We start from the raw sequence: 17,019 nt of genomic DNA, 5'->3' as shown, positions 1-17,019 counted from the left end.
ACACGCATCGGCTCTGTCTCAGTGGGCCTTGAGGGCCATTTCTGTTTCGCCGTCGAACAGATGCATCCGCTCCTGATCGAACTCGAGCCAAATCTGTTCGTCGGGCGCGACGGCAATGGTCGGCGGCACGCTGACGTTGACGATGGCGCCAGACAGAAACGCCTGAACGAAGGTGACGTCTCCGGTCGGCTCCACCGTGTAGGCCTTGGCAGGAATGCTGCCTGGCACCGCACTCTTGTGCAGCTTGATCGTCGAGTGACGTGCGCCGAGCACGACTTTCTTGGTGGTTGCCCTCGCGACCTTCTGCGCGTTGTTTGGCGAAAGCTCGAGGCGCCAGCCCTCCGCGCTGGTCAACACAGTGTTGCCGCTTTCCGTTGATGCCTCCAGCGGAACAAGGCTCATTGCCGGGCTGCCGACGAAGCTGGCGACGAACATGTTCACCGGATGGGCAAAGACCTGCGCCGGTGAATCGTATTGCTGCAGGTAGCCGCCGTTCATCACCGCCATCCTGTCGGCCATGGTCACGGCTTCGAGCTGGTCGTGCGTCACGTAGATGATCGTCGCCTTGAGGTCCTGGTGGAAACGCTTGATTTCCGACCGCATCTGCACGCGCAGCTTTGCGTCGAGGTTGGAGAGTGGTTCATCCATCAGGAATACCGCCGGATCGCGAACGAGGGCACGGCCCAGGGCCACACGCTGCTGTTGACCGCCCGAAAGTTCGCGTGGCTTGCGCTCGAGCAGCTGCGTCATGTCGAGCACGCGCGCTGCTTCCTTGACCTTCTTGTCGATCTCGTCCCTTGGCAGTTTGCGCATCTGCAGCGGGAAAGCCAGATTTTTATAGACAGATTTCTGCGGATAGAGCGCGTAGTTCTGGAACACCATTGCGATGTCCCGGTCCTTGGGGTCGAGGTCGTTGACCACCCGGTCGCCGATGACGACGTCGCCAGATGTGATGGGGATGAGCCCTGCTACAAGATTGAGCGTGGTTGTTTTGCCGCAGCCTGAAGGGCCGACGAGCGCAACGAATTCGCCGTCATTGACCGTCAGCGAAACATCGTTGACAGCTTTGAAGCTGCCATAGGTCTTGACAAGATCTTTGAGGACCACGTGGGCCACCGGCAACTCCCTAGTGCTTGACTGCGCCTTCTGTAAGGGCGCGTACGAAGTATCGCTGAAGGACGAGGAACAGGACCACGACGGGCACGCTCATCATAAAGCTGGCCGCCATCAGGCCCGGAAAGTCCGTTGTATTTTCCGAGAAGAAGCGCTGGATGCCGACCGGCAGTGTCAACTGGTCGTTCTTGGAGAGGAACGTGTAGGCGTAGATGTACTCGTTCCACGCGCCGATGAAAGAATAGATCGCCGTGGCGATGATTCCTGGCGCCGAGAGCGGCATCACGATCAGGAAAAAGGCCTGGAATCGTGTCGCCCCGTCGATGCGCGCGGCCTGCTCGAGTTGCACCGGGATGTTGTCGTAGAAGCCCTTGAGGAGCCAGATTGCCAGCGGCAGGCCGAATGTGAGGTAGGTGAGAACGAGCGATCCATGCGTGTTCACAAGCCCGATCGCGCGCATCAGGATGAAGAGCGGCACGAGAAAGATCACTGCCGGGAACATGTTGCGGAGCAAGACGGCGAAGAACAGAAAGTTCCTGCCCGGGAAGGTGAAGCGCGAAAACGCATAGGCCGCAGGAACTGCCACGATCACCGAAAGGATGGTCGTGGCAGTGGAGACGAAAAGGCTGTTCCAGAAGAAACGAAGGAAGTCCTGGCCGACGCTGTTTTGCGGATCGAGCAACTTTTGGTAGCTGGCAAGAGTGGGTTGATCCGGCCACCATTGCGGCGGGAATTGCATGGCCGCGAAGCCGGACTTGATCGAGGTGATCAGCATCCAGATCATCGGTAATGCGGTGTAAAGCAGCATGAACACAAGGAAGATGCGTCCGCCCCACCGCCATCCATCGATGCGCATACGGCGACGCGCCTGGCCTCGAGGAGCAGGCTCGGCAATCGTGCTCATTCGCTCCCACCCTTCTGGTCGTTGCCGCTCAGTGCACGAACGTAGAAGTAGCCGAGCGACATCAGGATCAGGAACAGCAGTACCGAATAGGCCGATGCCACCCCCCAGCGCTGGCGGCCGAACGCGAGTTCGTAAATGTGGGTGATCCAGATATGCGATGCATTCGACGGCCCGCCGCCGGTCATGATCCAGGGGATGATGAAAGAATTGAAGTTGGCCACTGCCAGCAGAAGGATCGTCACCGTCGAGACGTTTCTCAAGTGCGGAAAGGTGACGTGCCAGAACCGCTGCCATGCATTGGCTCCGTCGACTTTTGCGGCGCGCAGCAATTGGTCGGGAACCGTCTGCAGGCCAGCCATCATCATGATCATGGCGAACGGAAACTCTCGCCAGATATTCACGACGATCAGCGAGGGCAGCACCGTACTGACGCTGTCGATGAAATTCGGCGGCCGATCGCTCAATCCCAGGCCCACCAGCACTGCGCCAATGATCCCAAAGTCGGAATGGTAGATCCATTTCCAGATGTAGGACGCGGCAACCGCGCTGATAACCCATGGAATGATCAGGACGGCGCGCAGGATGGCGCGACCAGCAAAGTCACGATGAAGTGCGAGGGCGCAAGCGAACCCCAGGACAAACGCGATGATGGTCGATCCCAATGTCCAGATAAGAGTGTTCGAGGTAACCGTCCAGAACACCGGACTTTTGAGGATGGCGGTGTAGTTGTCGAGACCGACGAAAATCTTGTCCCGAAGCTGCAGGCCAGGCGGTGTATTGAAGAACGACAGCTCGATCGTGTAATAGATAGGGTAGGCTATGACGATGAGCATCACGGCGATCGCAGGAAGCACGTACGCGTAGTCAGCGCGATGCTCCCAGATTTTTCGCAGCACTTCGGACCTATGAGGTTGCAGTCGTCGGGGAACCTCGGCCTTCCGAGTCAAGATCGTCACTGTGCAGAGCCCTCATCCTTGGGAACAAAACCGGCTGCGATCGTTGCGCAGCCGGTCAGATCGTCGGACTTGGACTAGAGCCCACCGTCCATGAGGTCTTTGACCTTCTTGGCCGCGTCGTCCGCTGCCTGGTCGACGGTCATGGCCCCAGTCAGAGCATTCTGGAGCATGTCCGGGATGATGATGTTCATGATCTCGGGGGCCTGTGGCAGTGCGGGGAACGGGATGCCGTAAGGCAGCATCGAGGTCGTGACATCAAGGAACTTGATGCTGTCCAGACGTTCCTTCATCCATTTTGTCTTGAAGCCGTTGAGGTTTCCCGGGTTCGAGCCGGCATAAGCCATCTTTAGTGACCATTCGGGGCTCGTCCACATGCAGATGATAGCTTTTGCCGCCGGCTCGTCTACCTTGCCGCCCTCCACGTATTCGGGCTTGAGGATGTGAATGTTTGAGCCGCCAAATACCACGGCACGTTTGCCGTCGGGGCCAGTCGGGATCAGGCCGTACCGCATATTGTCGATAACGGTCTGCGCCTTTTCCTTGTCGGTGTCCGTCGCCTTTTTCTGCAGGTCGAGCATAACGTCGTAATCGGACGGATGCGAGATCATCATGCCGAGCTGGCCGGCCAGGAAAAGGGGCTGGTTGTCGGCCTGCTGGTTGGTAAGCGCCGAAACCGGTACCGACTTGTCGCGAACATACATATCGTAGGACGCTTGCAATGCCGCTTTGCTCTGCGGGCTATCGAGCTCGACCTCCTTATAGGTCGGGTCGGCGGTGGCCTCGTCGAAGACGCCGCCCCCATAGGCCCACAGCTGCGGCATGAAGCGGTAAGGCGTATTGCCGGCATTTTTGCGAGCCACGAGGCCGTAACCGGCAATGCCGAGCTTGTCGTGGATCTGCTGGGAATACTTGACGACGTCACCCCAAGTTGCTGGGGCCTTGTCCGGATCAAGGCCTGCACGCTTGAAGATGTCGGCGTTCCAGATGAACGCCATCGTCTCGTTGTTGGTTGGAATGCCGTAGGTCACATCGTCCCAGGTTACAGCCTTCATGGCGCCGGGCCAGAAATCCTCGGTCGAATATCCTACATCCTCCGGCTTCAGAGGCTGCAAATAGCCCTTTGAGGCGAACTCAGTGCCACCCAGGATTTGCAGGCGGACCGCCATGGGCGCGGCATTGCCAAGCAGCGCGGTGCGGAACTTGTCCAAGAGGTCGTTATAGGTGAGGGCTTGTTCCTCAAGCTGGATGTTTGGATAGGTCTTGCGAAAGGTCGCGAAGAAATCCTTGTAATACTGGCGCAGGAGGTCGGGGTCGCCCTCGAACACGCCCTGATACCAGAAAGTCAGTCGCCCCTTGTAGTCGAGCGGTGTGACCTTGCCGCAATCAGCTGCCGTGTCGAAATTCTGTGTGCCGGCAATGGAGCGCACATATTGCGGCGACCATTTGCTCAAGTCGACCGGCGCCCCCAGCGCAGACGCAGACATCAATGATACCATCAAAGCAGTCGAGACAGTGCCGCGCAGGACGGCACCGCCGAGTGAAATCCTCGTCATAGGTATCCTCCAGGTTCTCCCATGCCGCTCTGCGTCGAAGCGAGCGGTCTTTGCTCCCCGGCCGCGGGACTTTCCACCCAATGTATCCCTTCGACCTGATCATACGTTTTCAGATCGCAGATTTCCTGTCAATAAGAGAAATCGTACATTGTTTAGAGAAATCTCGCGTGATATCCGAGAAATATATGTATTGAATGGGGATAGCCTTGGCGGAAACAAGCGATTTCAAAGCACAGCCACCCGAAGGGATCGACGCTATCGGGGCCTCCAGCGAGGGCGCCTCGCTTTATCAACTGATCAGGGAAGACATCATCGAAGGGCGGCTCGCTGCCAACGAACGCCTTGTGGTCACCGATCTCGCCCGGCGCCACGGCACCTCGACCAACCCTGTGCGCGAGGCTCTGCAACTGTTGCGCGGGGAGGGCTTTGTCACCTTCGTTCCCAACCGTGGAGCGCGCGTCCGGCCCATAGATCAGGATTTTGTTCGGGACATCTACGAGATAGGAGTCTTGATCGAGCCGGCACTGACGCGATGGTTCGTGAATATGGCCACCGTCGAGGACATTGCTGAACTTGAACGCATTCAAGGCTTGATTGAAGAGAACAACTTCGCCGACACGTTCAGGCACAGCGAGCTGGACACCGCCTTTCACACCGTAATGTACCAAAGGCACTACAACCGCCATGCCGCCGAGCTTTGGTGGAAGCATCGCGAAGTGCTTCGAGCGGTGAGCCGGCGTTTCAACTTCACGCTCGCCCGGCGTGCCGCAATCCTTAGCGAGCATCGCGAGCTCATCGCGCATGTAAAAGCGGGAAATGCGAACGAGGCAGGCGAACTCATTGCACGCCATGTCGAGGGCTCCGGCCGGCACATCCTCGAACACATGCGTGCGCGTAACGCCGCTCGCGCAGGATAGAATACCTGGCCTGGAATATCGTTATCCCCGACCACTTCAGATAAAGGCAGTTGAGATGAAAATCACCAGCGTTCGGCCGTGGCTCATCAAGTCCGATGCTTCTTATTGGGGAGAGTATCTGTTCGTCGAAGTGACGACCGATGAGGGGGTCAGCGGCTGGGGAGAGATCACCACCACGACAAGGCTCGCCAATCGCGCCCTCTGCACGATCCTGAGGCAGATCGGTGCCGCTGTGACAGGCGAGGACCCGGCGCGTATTGAGTATCTGTGGCACAAGATATTCCGCAGCTTCACCTACATGGGCAGTCGCGGCGCCGCAGTCGAATGCGTGAGCGCCATTGACATAGCCCTCTGGGACATCCGAGGCAAAGTCTTGGGTAAGCCGATTTACGAGCTGTTGGGTGGGCCGGTACGCGATGAAATTGCGCTCTACACCCATCCGAACCAGGCTAAATTCACCAGCAATGAGGCTGTGGTCCGCGAAATTCGAGACATCGTCGAGTCCGGCCACACTGCGCTCAAGTTCGATCCTTTCCCCCAACAAGGCCGCACCGCCGATGGACAGCCTCGCGAACAGCGCGACGGCTACCTCGATGGCAGCATGACCCGCAAGGATGAGCGCGAAGCCGCCGAACTCACGGCTCTGATCCGCGAAACGGCGGGCTCTGATGTCGACATCCTCATCGATGCGCATGGCCGGTTCGACGTTCCCACCGCCATTCGCCTTTGTCGGAGCCTCGAGGAAGCTGGTCAGATCGACTGGTTCGAGGAGCCCTGTCCACCGGAGAGCCTCAACGCGCTTAGACAGGTCCGTGAGAAGGTCAGCGCCGCTATCTCGTGGGGCGAGCGCGGCCATACGAAATGGGATTTCGTGCCGGTGCTCGAAAACAGACTAGCTGATTACATCATGCCGGACGTCACATGGACCGGCGGCATTACTGAACTCAAGAAGATTTCTGCCCTATGCGAAGCCTACTACATTCCCGTCTCGCCGCATGACGCCGCAGGGCCGATCAACGTGGTTGCGGGAGCGCAGGTGATGATGACCGTTCCTAATTTCTACAAACTGGAAACGTCGGAGTGGAACCTGGGCAAATACGATCACCTCATCGACAGACCACTCGATGTTTCGAACGGCAGCCTCAAGCTTACGCCCAAGCCTGGTCTCGGCGTTGAAATGAACCGCGACTACCTTCAAAGCCACGAGATAGAGCTGGACTAGCAACGCTCAACGCCGCCCCAGCGTGTGCGGCGACGAGCCCCCCCGACCAAAACGAGGATAAATCATGCCAGAGGCAGATGGAGCCGACGAGGCGCTCAATCGGGTGAACACGCATTCCAAGCCGTCCGACCTTCGCATCACCGACATGCGGGTAGCCGAAATTGTCGGCGCCCCGTTCACCTCAGTGCTGCTTAAGATTTACACCAACCAGGGCATCGTCGGGCTTGGCGAGGTGCGCGACGGTGCCAGCGCCACCTACGCGCTGATGCTGAAGAGCCGGTTGCTTGGCGAGAACCCTTGCAACATCGATCGACTGTTTCGCCGGATCAAGCAGTTCGGCGGGCACGGCCGGCAAGGCGGCGGCGTATCGGCGGTTGAAATCGCGTTGTGGGATCTTGCCGGCAAGGCCTATGGCGTTCCCATCTACCAGATGCTCGGCGGCCGTTTTCGGGAGAAAGTGCGCGTCTACTGCGATACCGACGCCACCGTGCCGAGCGGCACCGAGACCGGCAAGCGCCTCAAGCAGCGCATCGAGCTCGGCTTCACCTTCCTCAAGATGGATTTGGGACTGATGCAGATCGCGGATGTGCCCGGTGCGGTCGTGTTTCCCGCCGGCTCACTAGAAGGATACCGCGACCGTCCCAGTCGCGGGCCGCTGAAGACCATTGAAGAGCGGCGTGTCCGCAATGCTGCGTACGATTTGCATAACGTCCAGCACCCGTTTACCGGCCTCCACTTTTCCGACAAGGGCCTCGACCTGCTTGAGCAATACATCGCCGAGGTTCGTGAGGTCATCGGCATGGATGTGCCGCTCGCGATCGACCATATCGGCCATATCTCGATGCAGAACGGCATTCGCCTTGCCAGGCGAATTGAAAAATACGTGCCAGCCTGGCTCGAGGATGTGATCCCATGGCAGTATACCGAGCAATACCGACAACTGCAGGACGCCACCACGGTGCCAATCTGCACTGGCGAGGACATATACCTCAAGGAAGGCTTCGAGCCTCTGCTTAACAGCGGCGGCGTCTCCGTTATCCACCCGGACCTGCTCACCAGTGGGGGCATCCTCGAGACCAAGAAGATCGGCGACATGGCGCAGGACCATGGTGTCGCCATGGCCATCCACATGGCAGAAAGTCCAATCGCCGCAATGGCCGCTGCACATGTCGCGACCGCGACCGAAAATTTCATGGCGCTCGAATACCATGCCGCCGATGTCGACTGGTGGGACGATATCGTCACGGGCCTTCCCAAGCCGCTGGTGAAGGACGGCTTCATCACTGTTCCGGACAAGCCGGGCCTGGGGATTGACGACGTCGTCGACGAGGTGATCTCACAGCATCTGCAGCCGGGTGTCACCGGCATTTGGCCGCCTACGGATCACTGGGACGATGAGTATTCCTGGGATCGCACCTGGAGCTGAGGCGAAAAGGAACGAAGATGAAGATCACCGATCTCCGCTGCGCCGTTATCGGCAAACACCCGATCGTCCGCATCGTTACGGACGAGGGCCTCTATGGCTTGGGCGAAGTCGAATTCACCAAGTCCTACCTCAAGCCCTGGGTGCTGCATTTCCGCGAGGCGCTGGTCGGCGAGGACCCGACCGACGTCGAGAGAGTAATGTTGAAGATCCGCCAACGCGGCTCTTTCAAGCCGTACGGCGCGGCGGTGAGCGCTATTGAGCATGCGCTGTGGGATATCGCTGGCAAGGCCGCGGGCGTGCCTGCCTATAAACTGCTCGGCGGCAAGGTGCGGGACAAGGTGCGCGTCTACAATGGTGAGATTCGCCAGAAACGCACGGGCGACCGGCCGGAGGATTACGCCGCTGACGTCAAATGGATGATGGAGCAGCCGCAGAACTTCTTCATGGTCAAGCAAGGAATCTCGTTCCACTCCAACATGAAGGACACTATCGAGGGCTTCCACTACGGCGTGACGCAGAAGAAGGCCGGCTATCACGGTGCCATGGATCAGGGCGTGATCAGCGAGCGCGGTTTCAATCACATGCTCGACTGCGTGATCGCGATGAAGGAAGTGCTGGGCGATAAAGTCAGCCTGGCGCTCGACTGCGGCCCGGGCTGGATGCTGCCCGATGCGATTAAGTTCGCTCGCGCTGTCGAGAAGTACAATTTGATGTGGCTCGAAGACATGCTGACTGGCGACTACGTGCCGTGGGTCAATCCGCAGGCCTATCGGGAACTGACAACCTCCACCTCGACGCCAATCCACACTGGTGAGCAGATCTACCTGCGGCACAATTTCAAGGAACTGATCGAGACGCAGGCGGTACGCGTCATCGGCCCCGATCCAGCCGATGTTGGCGGCATTGCCGAGCTCAAATGGGTCGCCGAGCACGCCTACATGCACTCGATCCTGATGGCACCGCACGGCACCGCTAACGGCCTGCTGGGCCTCGGCGCGTTGATCAATGTCTGCGCCACGTTGCCGGCAAATTACATCGCCTTCGAATATCCGACCGCCTCCGACCCCTGGTGGGAGGACCTGGTAATCGGCTTGCCGCCGCAGATCGTGAAGGACAGCATGGTGGACCTACTGGAAGCGCCGGGCCTGGGCCTCGATATCGACGCTGAAGGGGCCAGGAGATATCTCAGCGAAGAAGATGCGGGCTTTTTCGCCTGAACCTCCCTCCACCTGCCGTGTCCATCTTGTCGGGCGCCAGGTAATAGGGCTTGTCGAAATAGGTGATATCGATCTGTAAACAGGAAATGAAGGCCTCGATCTTCAAGGTCTTGTCGCTATCGGGTACGGCGGCGGCGACCTCGTCCGGCTCCAGCACGATATACTGGCCGTTCTCGATAGCCCTCTTCTATTTCACCACCTGCGGTTGGATGATGTGGAACTGGCAGGCGTCAGGACTGGCAAGTGGCGCGACGTATGCTTGTTCGACGGCTCGCCCTTCGCCCCCTCAGGCAACGTTTTGTGGCACTACGCCACTGGGCTCCGGCTTGAAACGAGAATAAGCCGCTCCAATTCCCTCCAACAAATTCAGCTTGTATTCGGAGGGCGCCGATGAACGTCTTTTCCACTAAAGCCGGATTTCTCTTCGCTAGAATCGGATTGCTCGCGCTTGCCGCGGTCGCCTCCGGCATGGCCCTCGGCCCGGCGCGCGCCGAACTTCTCGCACGTGTTCCCGCAGCGCGCGAAATGGCGGTTTGCGGCGACACATTGTTCGTCGGGACCAAAGGTTCCTCGGTCTATGCCGTGCCATTGTCCGGCGGTCGCGCCCGGCCGGTCGCTTCGGGATTCTCCGCTCCCAACGGGGTCGCATGTTCCCGTGGTCGTTTGTTCGTTGCTTCGAGGAACAGCGTAACCGCGTTCAACATCGGGCGCGGGGGCGCTCTAAGCGGCAGGCGCGACATTCGTCGAGACTTGCCGAATTCGGGAGCCCACAGTTTTCGCTATATCGCTGTCGGCCCCGACTCCCGGCTCTATGTCTCGTTCGGATCGCCTTGCAACATTTGCTTGCCACGCGGGCTGCAAGGCACGATCGTCAGCATGGACCAGGACGGGTCCGACCTTCGACGAGTCGCCTGGGGCGTGCGCAATTCGGTCGGCTTCGACTGGCGCGGCGGCACGATGTTCTTTACGGACAACGGCGCCGACCGAATGGGCGACGATATCCCACCTGACGAGCTGAACGAGTTGCAGCCCGGCGGCTTTTACGGCTTTCCCTTCTTCGGAGGCCAAATCCGGCTCAAAGGGTTCCAGGACGCGTCGCCGCCCGCGCGGCAGATTTCGCCCGTGTTCAACTTTCAGGCGCATGTCGCGACCTTGGGAATCCATTTCTTCCGCAGCCTCGGCGGCGACGCCCTGGTTGCCGAGCACGGCAGTTGGGACAGGTCGGTTCCGGTCGGCCGTCAGGTTGTGCGGGTGCGCTTCCAAGGGGCGCGCCCAGTCTCGGCGACGACTTTCGCCAGAGGCGTCGGCCGGCCGGTAGACGTCAAGGAGGCGCCGGATGGTTCCGTCCTCGTATCCGACGACGCCGGAGGCGCGATTTACGTCCTCAGGCGGTGATGTCCATTGGCGCGTTCCCGCCAAGCGCGGCCTTGTGGGCCATTGGCCACCAGGTCGAACCAGTCAGCTGAGATGCAGCGCGATGCTTCATCAACGAACAGGATCCCAGCAAGCCCATCCCGGCGCGGGCGCCGCCCGATTGAAGGGCGGCAGCGAAAATCACGGCAGCACGGAGACGGGATGTGGCCACGGTGAGGAACTGGTTGGTCAGCCGCGCATCACCTTCGCCGCCGCTCCTGGGTACCGGACGCTCGCTTCCGATCGCCGGCGGCGGTTCGCCCGTTCAGCCGTCGCAGGAGCTTATCTTGCGCCATCTTCTTGCGACGGGTTCAGCGGGTATAAGCGCGATGCGTTCATCGGCGATATCGAGCAGCCTTCGCTCGATATCGTCAGGATGATAGGCCACGCTGGGGTCGGTATCATCGAGTCCGGCGAAGGTCCATGCCTGGCGAACCTCTTCAACGATAAAATGTTCTTCAACGCCAATCAACTTCATGGTCATTTCCTCTCACCACCGTCGGCCATATTCACCAGCTTTTGGCCGTTCTAGCGATCATCGCTAACGGTCAGTGAACCACACAAATTGAGGAAGACCCCTTAATTGTAAGAATGCGTCGTTTCAGTCGAGTTTGGCATTTAAAGGTGAGACTCCAGCGAGCTCGAATCTCAAATTAACTGCAACTGCAAATTCTCCGTCGAATTGCGTGTATGGGTCATGATCTCCTCGATAGTGCTGCTGAACCGCGCGTGGTTCTGACCAAACATATGCCTACGCAGCATTGCGAGCATTTCCGGTCCGGCCGGTTCAACGATGGCTACACCGGCAAGCGTAGCTGGCCGCAGATCCAGCGGCAGGATGGGATTTGCTGGCGACGGTAGCTCCAGTTGTTGCGAAGCGATGACATCGTCTAGATCCGGAACAATTGCACCGACGGAGGCAGCCATTCGGATACGGACCTGGCCTCGTCGCGACTGTACGCCTCCGCCAGCAGCCCTGACTTTAACCGCGCAATGCCGCCGCGACGAGGCTCTGCATCGAGGTGGTCGGGCGACCGATTAGCCGCCCCAGGGCGCCTCCGTCATCGAACAGCGCTCCGCGTGCGGCTGCAGCGTCGGCATCGGCCAGAAGCGCCGCGAGGTCGTCCGGCAGCCCGGCTCCAGCCAACACATCCTGATAAGCGGCCTGGGCAAGATCGTTGTAAGCGATAGCCTTGCCTGATTGGCGCGAGACCTCCGCCGCAAGCTCGGCGAGCGTGAAAGCCTGGTCTGCGGCGAGCTCGTACGTCTTCCCCGCCTGGCCGTCGGTCGTCAGCACCACGGCTGCGGCCTCGGCATAGTCCCGCCGTGCCGCGGATGAGAAACGCCCGTCTTTGGCGGCGCCGGCGAAAGCGCCGTGCTCAAGAGCCGCCGGGAGCGCCAGCAGATGGTTCTCGGTGTACCAGCCATTGCGCAGAATGGCGGCGGGAAGGCCGGAGGCCGCGATGGCTTCCTCCGTCTGCCGGTGCTCAACCGCGAGCGTTGCGGGAGACGTGTCGGCGTGCAGCATGCTAGTGTAAGCGATCAGCGAAACCCCCGCCCGTTGGGCTGCCTTGATCGCTGCGCGATGCTGCGGCAGGCGGCCGCTGACTTCGGTCGAGGAAATCAACAGCAGCTTATCGACGCCGGTGAAGGCCGGGGCGAGCGTTTCGGGGCGGTTGTAGTCCGCCTCGCGTACGATCACACCGCGCTCGGCCAGATCGCTGGCCTTTGTTGGCTTGCGAACCGCCGCGACGATCCGGTCGGCCGGATTGGTCTTCAGCAGCACGTCGATCACGAGGCGGCCCAGCTGTCCTGTTGCTCCAGTAATTCAGAATCTCCTTTCGGATACTTCCGTCAGGTTCTATCCGCTAGTGGGCTTTGGTCTGCCGTTCTGCATTTCGAGAGAATATCGTCAACAACGCGGTCGATGAGCGCAGTGGCGTCAATCCTCCTCGCATTCTTCGGAATGTCTTCTTTCGTTGCATACAATCGCGCAATGAGTTCGCTTTTCTCGGGTTTTCCGCCGAGTCAGGTGAGTCCGGTGCCACTCGTAATTCGGAGCCGATGGTTGACCCCTTATGGGCAAAGCTCTTCATACTGATTTTCAAATGTAATTCGACGCCAAGGCAGAGGTCACGGCCATCGCCGATTATAACCCTAAAGCGCCAAGGCCTTCCACTGGGACCCTCGGCGACTTTCGAATCCGTAGCGGAATAATGCCCAATGCGGAGAACGTCGCCGATCTGCGAGGAGTACGATGCTCCGGAAGGGTCTTCAGCGGTCCGTCTGATCAATTATTAGCTTTTTCCCGCTTCCGTGTGTTTGAAGGCGTCTCGCCGGCGCGTAACCCCAGAACTCATGCCCCGGAAGAGATCCCGATCGCCAGTCCGTCGCCACGTGGATCATGTGCGCCGGTCGCCATGCCGTCCTCGTCGATAACGATCACACCTGCCTGCCCTGCAAGCGGGCTCTGCGCCTCGATCGGTGACAGTGCGTGGCCTCGTGCGGCCAGTTCGGCAAGCACTGCTTCGCCGGCATCGCTTTCCAGCTTGAGGCTGTCACGGCTGTCGGAAAAGGTCTTGCCGAGGAGAAAGCGTGGACCGGCCAGCGCTGCTGCTGGTTCCTCGTCGAAGTCGATCAGCCGGGTCAGCAGCATTGCCAGCGTCTGCGGCTGGCCGTCGGCGCCCTGCGTGCCGTAGAGCAGCGCAGGCTTGCCGTTGCGCAGGCCGAGGCCGGGATTCAAAGTATAGAACGGCCGTTTGCAGGGTGCGATGGCATTGACATGATTGGGATCGGACGAAAAGGCAGCCCCGCGGTTCTGCCAGAGAATACCCGTATCGCCGACCACCACGCCGCTGCCCCAGTCGAAATAGGTGCTCTGCAAGACGCTGACGCTGCCGCCCTCTGCGTCGGTTGCGGCGAAGAACACGGTGTCGCCGCTGCGAAAGAGTGCTGGCCATTCGAGTGCCCGCACGGGATCGATGGAGGCCGCCACCTGCGCGAGATGCTGTGCGCTCAGCCATTCCTCCACCGGCTGCGGCGCGACATCGGGATCGGCGATACCGCCGCGGTCGAAAAAGGCGTGTTTGACGGCTTCCACGCAGAGGTGCAGATGGTCAGCGCTGCCGGCCGTATGGACGGCGAGATCGAAATGAGCAAGAATGCCCATGATCCCCAGTGTCGACAGACCCTGTGTTGGTGGGGGCGGCGCAAGCAGTTCGAAACCGCGATAGGAGAGGCTGATCGGCGCCACTTCGCGTGTTCGGGTCGCCTTGAGATCGTCGGCAGTCAGCGGAGAACCCGCCGCCTGCAGCCCTGCCGCAATGCTCGTCCCGAGTTCGCCGTCGTAGAAGGAGCGCGGCCCGTCGGCAGCAATTAGCGAAAGCGACCGCGCCAGATTCCTCTGCCGAAACAGACTGCCTGTTTCCAGCGCCGCGCCATCCGGCATGAAGAGCGCGGCAAAACCCGGCCAGCCGGCCGCCTCCTCTTGCCGGAAGGCAAGCCAGAAGCTCTGCGAGCGCGTGATCGGAAAGCCCTGTTCCGCGTGGCGGATCGCATCGGCAAGCAAGGCAGGAAAACCGATCTTTCCGCTCCAGTGCTGCGCGGAATACTCATGCGCGTGCCGCCACGCATCGACGGCGCAGGCCGAGGTCAGCGCCGAAAGCGGCCCGCGCAGCGGAATGCTGCCGCCGAAATCCGGCAATTTCTGCGCCGCCTGGCCGATGCCAAGAAAGCATGTCTTCCGCCCGCTACGATCGGCAACGATCCAGACGGAGTCGCCGCCAAGTCCGCAGAAATGCGGATAGACGACGGCAATCGTGCTGCCGATGGCGATCGCAGCCTCCAGCGCATTGCCCCCGGCCCGCAGGATCGCCGCGCCTGCCTCGCTCGCCAGCGCATGCGGGCTTGTTACCATACCACCGGTTCCGGCCGCCTGCTTTTTAGAATCCCGATCCGTCAGTGTCATCGCGATCAAATCCCCACTCGGTCTATCGCCTATACAGCGCACGATAGGTCCGATAGGCCCGATCATAAACCGCCGCATTGTCGGGGTTGGGCACGATCCTTTCACCTTGGCCGACAAAGGCGGTCACACCGGACCAATCCTCGGTCAGTCCGGCACCGATTGCCGCCGCCCAGGCGACACCGAGACAGGAGCCGGGATGGCCGGTGAGACCCTGTAGCGGGTGCTGCAGCACGTCGGAAACGATCTGCATCCAGATCCGGCTCTGCGAACCCCCGTCTGAAACGATGAAACGCGTCGTCGGATGACCGATATCGTTCAGCACGTCGATATGATGGCGCAACGCATAGGCATAGGCTTCCAGCATCGCCCGCCAGAGATGGCCGATATGATGCGACAGCGTCAGCCCGTCGATCAGGCCGCGCGCGCCGGCATCGTGGATCGGCGTCTTCTCGCCGAGGAAGTAAGGCAGGATCGTCAGCCCGTCCGCACCGGGCGCGCATTGCGCGGCCAGCCGGTCGAGATAGCGGTGCGCGGATATTCCCTCTGCCTTTGCCGCGACCTCTTCGCGTCCGGCGAAGGTGCTGATGAACCAGTTGAGCCCCGAGCCGCCGGTCGACATGCAGCCGTTCGGCATGTAAAGCCCCGGCACCAGGTGATAATCGAGAAACATGCGAGGATCGGGCAGCACGGCATCCGTCGCCGTCAGGATGTCGACGGCACCCCCGAATTTCAGCAGCACGTCGCCCGCCTTGTTGATACCCGCGCCGAAGGCCGAGGCGATCATGTCGGCTGCCCCGCCGATGACAGGCGTTCCGGGTGCAAGCCCCGTCGCCTTGGCGGCGTCGTCGGTCACATGGCCAAGTACCGCATGCGACACCGCTTTCCCAGGAATGGCGCCTCGCCGAACTCTGGCAAGCCCGATCAGTTCGTCGTCGAGCTTGCCGGTATTGATATCGACGAAGCCCGCTTCCAGCGCCCAGTTCTGTTCGATCGCCTTTTCGCCGGTCAGTTTCCAGTTGATGAAATCATAGGACCCCATGACTGTGGCAATGCGCTCGAAAACAGCGGGCTCATGCCGGGCGATCCAGCGAAGCTTCGCTGTCACCAACTGCTGATTGATGCCGTTTCCCGCTCTGCGCAGAAAATCCGCCTCATCCCACTCGGCCTTAAGTTCCTCGACCTCTTCGCCGCAGCGCCCGTCGCTCTGCTGGATGCTGGGCCTCAGCACCCGGCCGGCGTCATCGAGCAGCACGACGGCCGGCAGCATGCCGGTCACGCCGACGGCCGAGATTTCCCCGGCCTCGATCCCGCTCGTTGCAATCAGTTCCCTGGTGATCTCGCAGACATTCGACCACCATTCCGCCGGGTCTTCCTCGGCCCAGCCATGCTGCGGCGAATGAAGCGTCGACGGTCGTGAGGTGAGGCCGAGCACGCGGTTCGGCAGTTCGATCAAGATGCCGATGGTGGAGGTGGTGCCGATATCGAGGCCGAGCGTGATGGACATAGCGGCTCCCTTCACTTAGCGCAGCCTCTCGACGATCTCCATGAAGCGCTTTACCCGGTCGCCGTCGACCGGGTTCCACGTATTGCCGTCCACCTTGAAATGCGTGCCGATGATGACGCCGCTGGCAACGCTCAATATGTCGCGCACATTGTCCTTGTTGACGCCGGTATTGGCAAAGACGGGGACATCCTTGACCGTCTCGCAAACGCGCCTAAGGTCCGATTGATCGACGGCCTGTCCGGTCAGTGGTCCCGACACCAGGATGGCATCGGCAAGCGACGAGAACACGGCGCTCTTCGCCCTGAGTTCAATCGGTCGCTGGTCCAGCGAATGGGCAAATTCCGCGTTGATGTTGAAGAGCATCTTCATGTCGTCGCGGCCGAGGCTATGTCGCATCCGTGCCGCCTTGGCGCAATCCGGCTGCCAGATGCCCATGTCTGATGCGAAGACGCCGGTGAAGATCTCGCGAACGAAGCTCGCGCCCGTCACTGCGCCGATCGCAACGCTTGCCGAGGGATCCCAGAGATAGTTGACGCCGAACGGCACGGTCAGTTGCGGCTTCACCCGCTCGACGATCGCGGTCATCGCCGCCAGCCCTTCCGGCGGGGCCTGGAAGACGTAGGGCCGGTCGTTCTCGTTGCCGAACATGATGGCGTCGACACCGCCCGCCTGCAACTTCTCGACATCGGAAAGCACGTGGTCGACGAGCTTGTTCAGCCCGCCGGCGGCGTCATAGGCGGGCGAGCCGGGCAGGGCGCCGATATGCGCCATGGCGATGACCGCCTTCTTCTTGACGCCAAAAAAGTCGAAGACCATACGAAACTCCC

15 protein-coding genes and 1 pseudogene are annotated in these 17,019 nt (G+C 60.5%); 5 read left to right on the top strand and 11 right to left on the bottom strand.

Features of this window, described 5'->3' with window-relative positions; translation table 11 throughout:
- Positions 1 to 18: 18 nt before the first annotated feature.
- The 4 genes from ACZ9BX_RS23100 to ACZ9BX_RS23085 form a co-directional block, all read right to left on the bottom strand.
- The gene (locus ACZ9BX_RS23100; protein WP_476220353.1) at positions 19 to 1,116 is read right to left on the bottom strand and encodes an ABC transporter ATP-binding protein; all 1,098 of its coding nucleotides are present in this window, start codon (positions 1,114 to 1,116) and stop codon (positions 19 to 21) included.
- A gap of 10 nt (positions 1,117 to 1,126) precedes the next feature.
- Positions 1,127 to 2,017: a carbohydrate ABC transporter permease gene (locus tag ACZ9BX_RS23095; protein WP_476220351.1), complete on the bottom strand. Its 891-nt coding sequence runs from the start codon at positions 2,015 to 2,017 to the stop codon at positions 1,127 to 1,129.
- Positions 2,014 to 2,973, bottom strand: coding sequence for a carbohydrate ABC transporter permease (locus tag ACZ9BX_RS23090; protein ID WP_476220349.1), 960 nt, complete (start codon positions 2,971 to 2,973; stop codon positions 2,014 to 2,016). Before ACZ9BX_RS23090 ends, ACZ9BX_RS23095 begins: the two co-directional genes overlap by 4 nt.
- A 74-nt stretch (positions 2,974 to 3,047) precedes the next feature.
- Positions 3,048 to 4,526, bottom strand: a complete 1,479-nt coding sequence (locus ACZ9BX_RS23085; RefSeq protein ID WP_476220348.1) for an ABC transporter substrate-binding protein — start codon at positions 4,524 to 4,526, stop codon at positions 3,048 to 3,050.
- Between the two features lie 206 nt (positions 4,527 to 4,732).
- Between ACZ9BX_RS23085 and ACZ9BX_RS23080 the strand changes: the two genes are divergently transcribed.
- The 4 genes from ACZ9BX_RS23080 to ACZ9BX_RS23065 all read left to right on the top strand — a co-directional run bounded on the left by ACZ9BX_RS23080 (position 4,733) and on the right by ACZ9BX_RS23065 (position 9,308).
- On the top strand, positions 4,733 to 5,443 hold the full coding sequence (locus tag ACZ9BX_RS23080; protein ID WP_040116455.1) for a GntR family transcriptional regulator: 711 nt from the start codon (positions 4,733 to 4,735) through the stop codon (positions 5,441 to 5,443).
- 55 nt (positions 5,444 to 5,498) lie between these two features.
- Positions 5,499 to 6,665 (top strand): mandelate racemase/muconate lactonizing enzyme family protein, encoded by a 1,167-nt coding sequence (locus ACZ9BX_RS23075; protein ID WP_476223010.1) that lies wholly within the window; start codon positions 5,499 to 5,501, stop codon positions 6,663 to 6,665.
- Between the two features lie 64 nt (positions 6,666 to 6,729).
- Entirely contained in the window at positions 6,730 to 8,091 is a 1,362-nt protein-coding gene (locus tag ACZ9BX_RS23070) for a mandelate racemase/muconate lactonizing enzyme family protein (protein ID WP_476220346.1), read from the top strand.
- A gap of 17 nt (positions 8,092 to 8,108) precedes the next feature.
- Positions 8,109 to 9,308 carry a mandelate racemase/muconate lactonizing enzyme family protein gene (locus ACZ9BX_RS23065; RefSeq protein ID WP_476220344.1) on the top strand — a complete coding sequence of 400 codons (1,200 nt, stop codon included), beginning with the start codon at positions 8,109 to 8,111 and terminating at the stop codon, positions 9,306 to 9,308.
- On the opposite strand, the pseudogene ACZ9BX_RS23060 reads toward ACZ9BX_RS23065, so the two are convergent.
- Positions 9,307 to 9,486 (bottom strand): annotated as a pseudogene (locus ACZ9BX_RS23060) (Ku protein); the annotation flags it as partial. The gene ACZ9BX_RS23065 and the pseudogene ACZ9BX_RS23060 sit on opposite strands and share 2 nt — an antisense overlap.
- Before the next feature lie 212 nt (positions 9,487 to 9,698).
- Between ACZ9BX_RS23060 and ACZ9BX_RS23055 the strand changes: the two are divergent.
- Positions 9,699 to 10,703, top strand: a complete 1,005-nt coding sequence (locus ACZ9BX_RS23055) for a PQQ-dependent sugar dehydrogenase (protein WP_027508990.1) — start codon at positions 9,699 to 9,701, stop codon at positions 10,701 to 10,703.
- A 283-nt stretch (positions 10,704 to 10,986) separates the two neighbouring features.
- Here ACZ9BX_RS23055 and ACZ9BX_RS23050 read toward each other — a convergent pair whose 3' ends face one another.
- From ACZ9BX_RS23050 to ACZ9BX_RS23025, 6 genes are all read right to left on the bottom strand, one after another.
- The gene (locus ACZ9BX_RS23050; protein ID WP_476220342.1) at positions 10,987 to 11,199 is read right to left on the bottom strand and encodes a hypothetical protein; all 213 of its coding nucleotides are present in this window, start codon (positions 11,197 to 11,199) and stop codon (positions 10,987 to 10,989) included.
- Positions 11,200 to 11,369: 170 nt separating this feature from the next.
- On the bottom strand, positions 11,370 to 11,648 hold the full coding sequence (locus ACZ9BX_RS23045) for a hypothetical protein (RefSeq protein WP_476220340.1): 279 nt from the start codon (positions 11,646 to 11,648) through the stop codon (positions 11,370 to 11,372).
- 55 nt (positions 11,649 to 11,703) lie between these two features.
- Positions 11,704 to 12,549 carry an SDR family oxidoreductase gene (locus tag ACZ9BX_RS23040; RefSeq protein ID WP_476223009.1) on the bottom strand — a complete coding sequence of 282 codons (846 nt, stop codon included), beginning with the start codon at positions 12,547 to 12,549 and terminating at the stop codon, positions 11,704 to 11,706.
- Positions 12,550 to 13,077: 528 nt separating this feature from the next.
- Positions 13,078 to 14,637, bottom strand: a complete 1,560-nt coding sequence (locus ACZ9BX_RS23035; RefSeq protein ID WP_476223008.1) for a gamma-glutamyltransferase family protein — start codon at positions 14,635 to 14,637, stop codon at positions 13,078 to 13,080.
- A 73-nt stretch (positions 14,638 to 14,710) separates the two neighbouring features.
- Positions 14,711 to 16,192 carry an FGGY-family carbohydrate kinase gene (locus ACZ9BX_RS23030; protein WP_476220338.1) on the bottom strand — a complete coding sequence of 494 codons (1,482 nt, stop codon included), beginning with the start codon at positions 16,190 to 16,192 and terminating at the stop codon, positions 14,711 to 14,713.
- A gap of 15 nt (positions 16,193 to 16,207) precedes the next feature.
- The gene (locus ACZ9BX_RS23025; RefSeq protein ID WP_086995735.1) at positions 16,208 to 17,008 is read right to left on the bottom strand and encodes a BtpA/SgcQ family protein; all 801 of its coding nucleotides are present in this window, start codon (positions 17,006 to 17,008) and stop codon (positions 16,208 to 16,210) included.
- Between the last annotated feature and the right edge of the window lie 11 nt (positions 17,009 to 17,019).

The sequence above is a fragment of the Rhizobium sp. USDA 3886 genome (assembly GCF_056279785.1).
The sequence above is the reverse complement of the archived record's forward strand: the minus strand, read 5'-3'. Positions and strand labels throughout refer to the sequence as shown.

Bases quoted from the DNA above. Each gene is read 5' to 3' on its own strand.
- ACZ9BX_RS23065 (WP_476220344.1), top strand. From the start codon at position 8,109: ATGAAGATCACCGATCTCCGCTGCGCCGTTATCGGCAAACACCCGATC.
- ACZ9BX_RS23045 (WP_476220340.1), bottom strand. From the start codon at position 11,648: ATGGCTGCCTCCGTCGGTGCAATTGTTCCGGATCTAGACGATGTCATC.
- ACZ9BX_RS23095 (WP_476220351.1), bottom strand. From the start codon at position 2,017: ATGAGCACGATTGCCGAGCCTGCTCCTCGAGGCCAGGCGCGTCGCCGT.
- ACZ9BX_RS23035 (WP_476223008.1), bottom strand. From the start codon at position 14,637: ATGGTAACAAGCCCGCATGCGCTGGCGAGCGAGGCAGGCGCGGCGATC.
- ACZ9BX_RS23070 (WP_476220346.1), top strand. From the start codon at position 6,730: ATGCCAGAGGCAGATGGAGCCGACGAGGCGCTCAATCGGGTGAACACG.
- ACZ9BX_RS23050 (WP_476220342.1), bottom strand. From the start codon at position 11,199: ATGAAGTTGATTGGCGTTGAAGAACATTTTATCGTTGAAGAGGTTCGC.
- ACZ9BX_RS23075 (WP_476223010.1), top strand. From the start codon at position 5,499: ATGAAAATCACCAGCGTTCGGCCGTGGCTCATCAAGTCCGATGCTTCT.
- ACZ9BX_RS23030 (WP_476220338.1), bottom strand. From the start codon at position 16,192: ATGTCCATCACGCTCGGCCTCGATATCGGCACCACCTCCACCATCGGC.
- ACZ9BX_RS23055 (WP_027508990.1), top strand. From the start codon at position 9,699: ATGAACGTCTTTTCCACTAAAGCCGGATTTCTCTTCGCTAGAATCGGA.
- ACZ9BX_RS23025 (WP_086995735.1), bottom strand. From the start codon at position 17,008: ATGGTCTTCGACTTTTTTGGCGTCAAGAAGAAGGCGGTCATCGCCATG.
- ACZ9BX_RS23085 (WP_476220348.1), bottom strand. From the start codon at position 4,526: ATGACGAGGATTTCACTCGGCGGTGCCGTCCTGCGCGGCACTGTCTCG.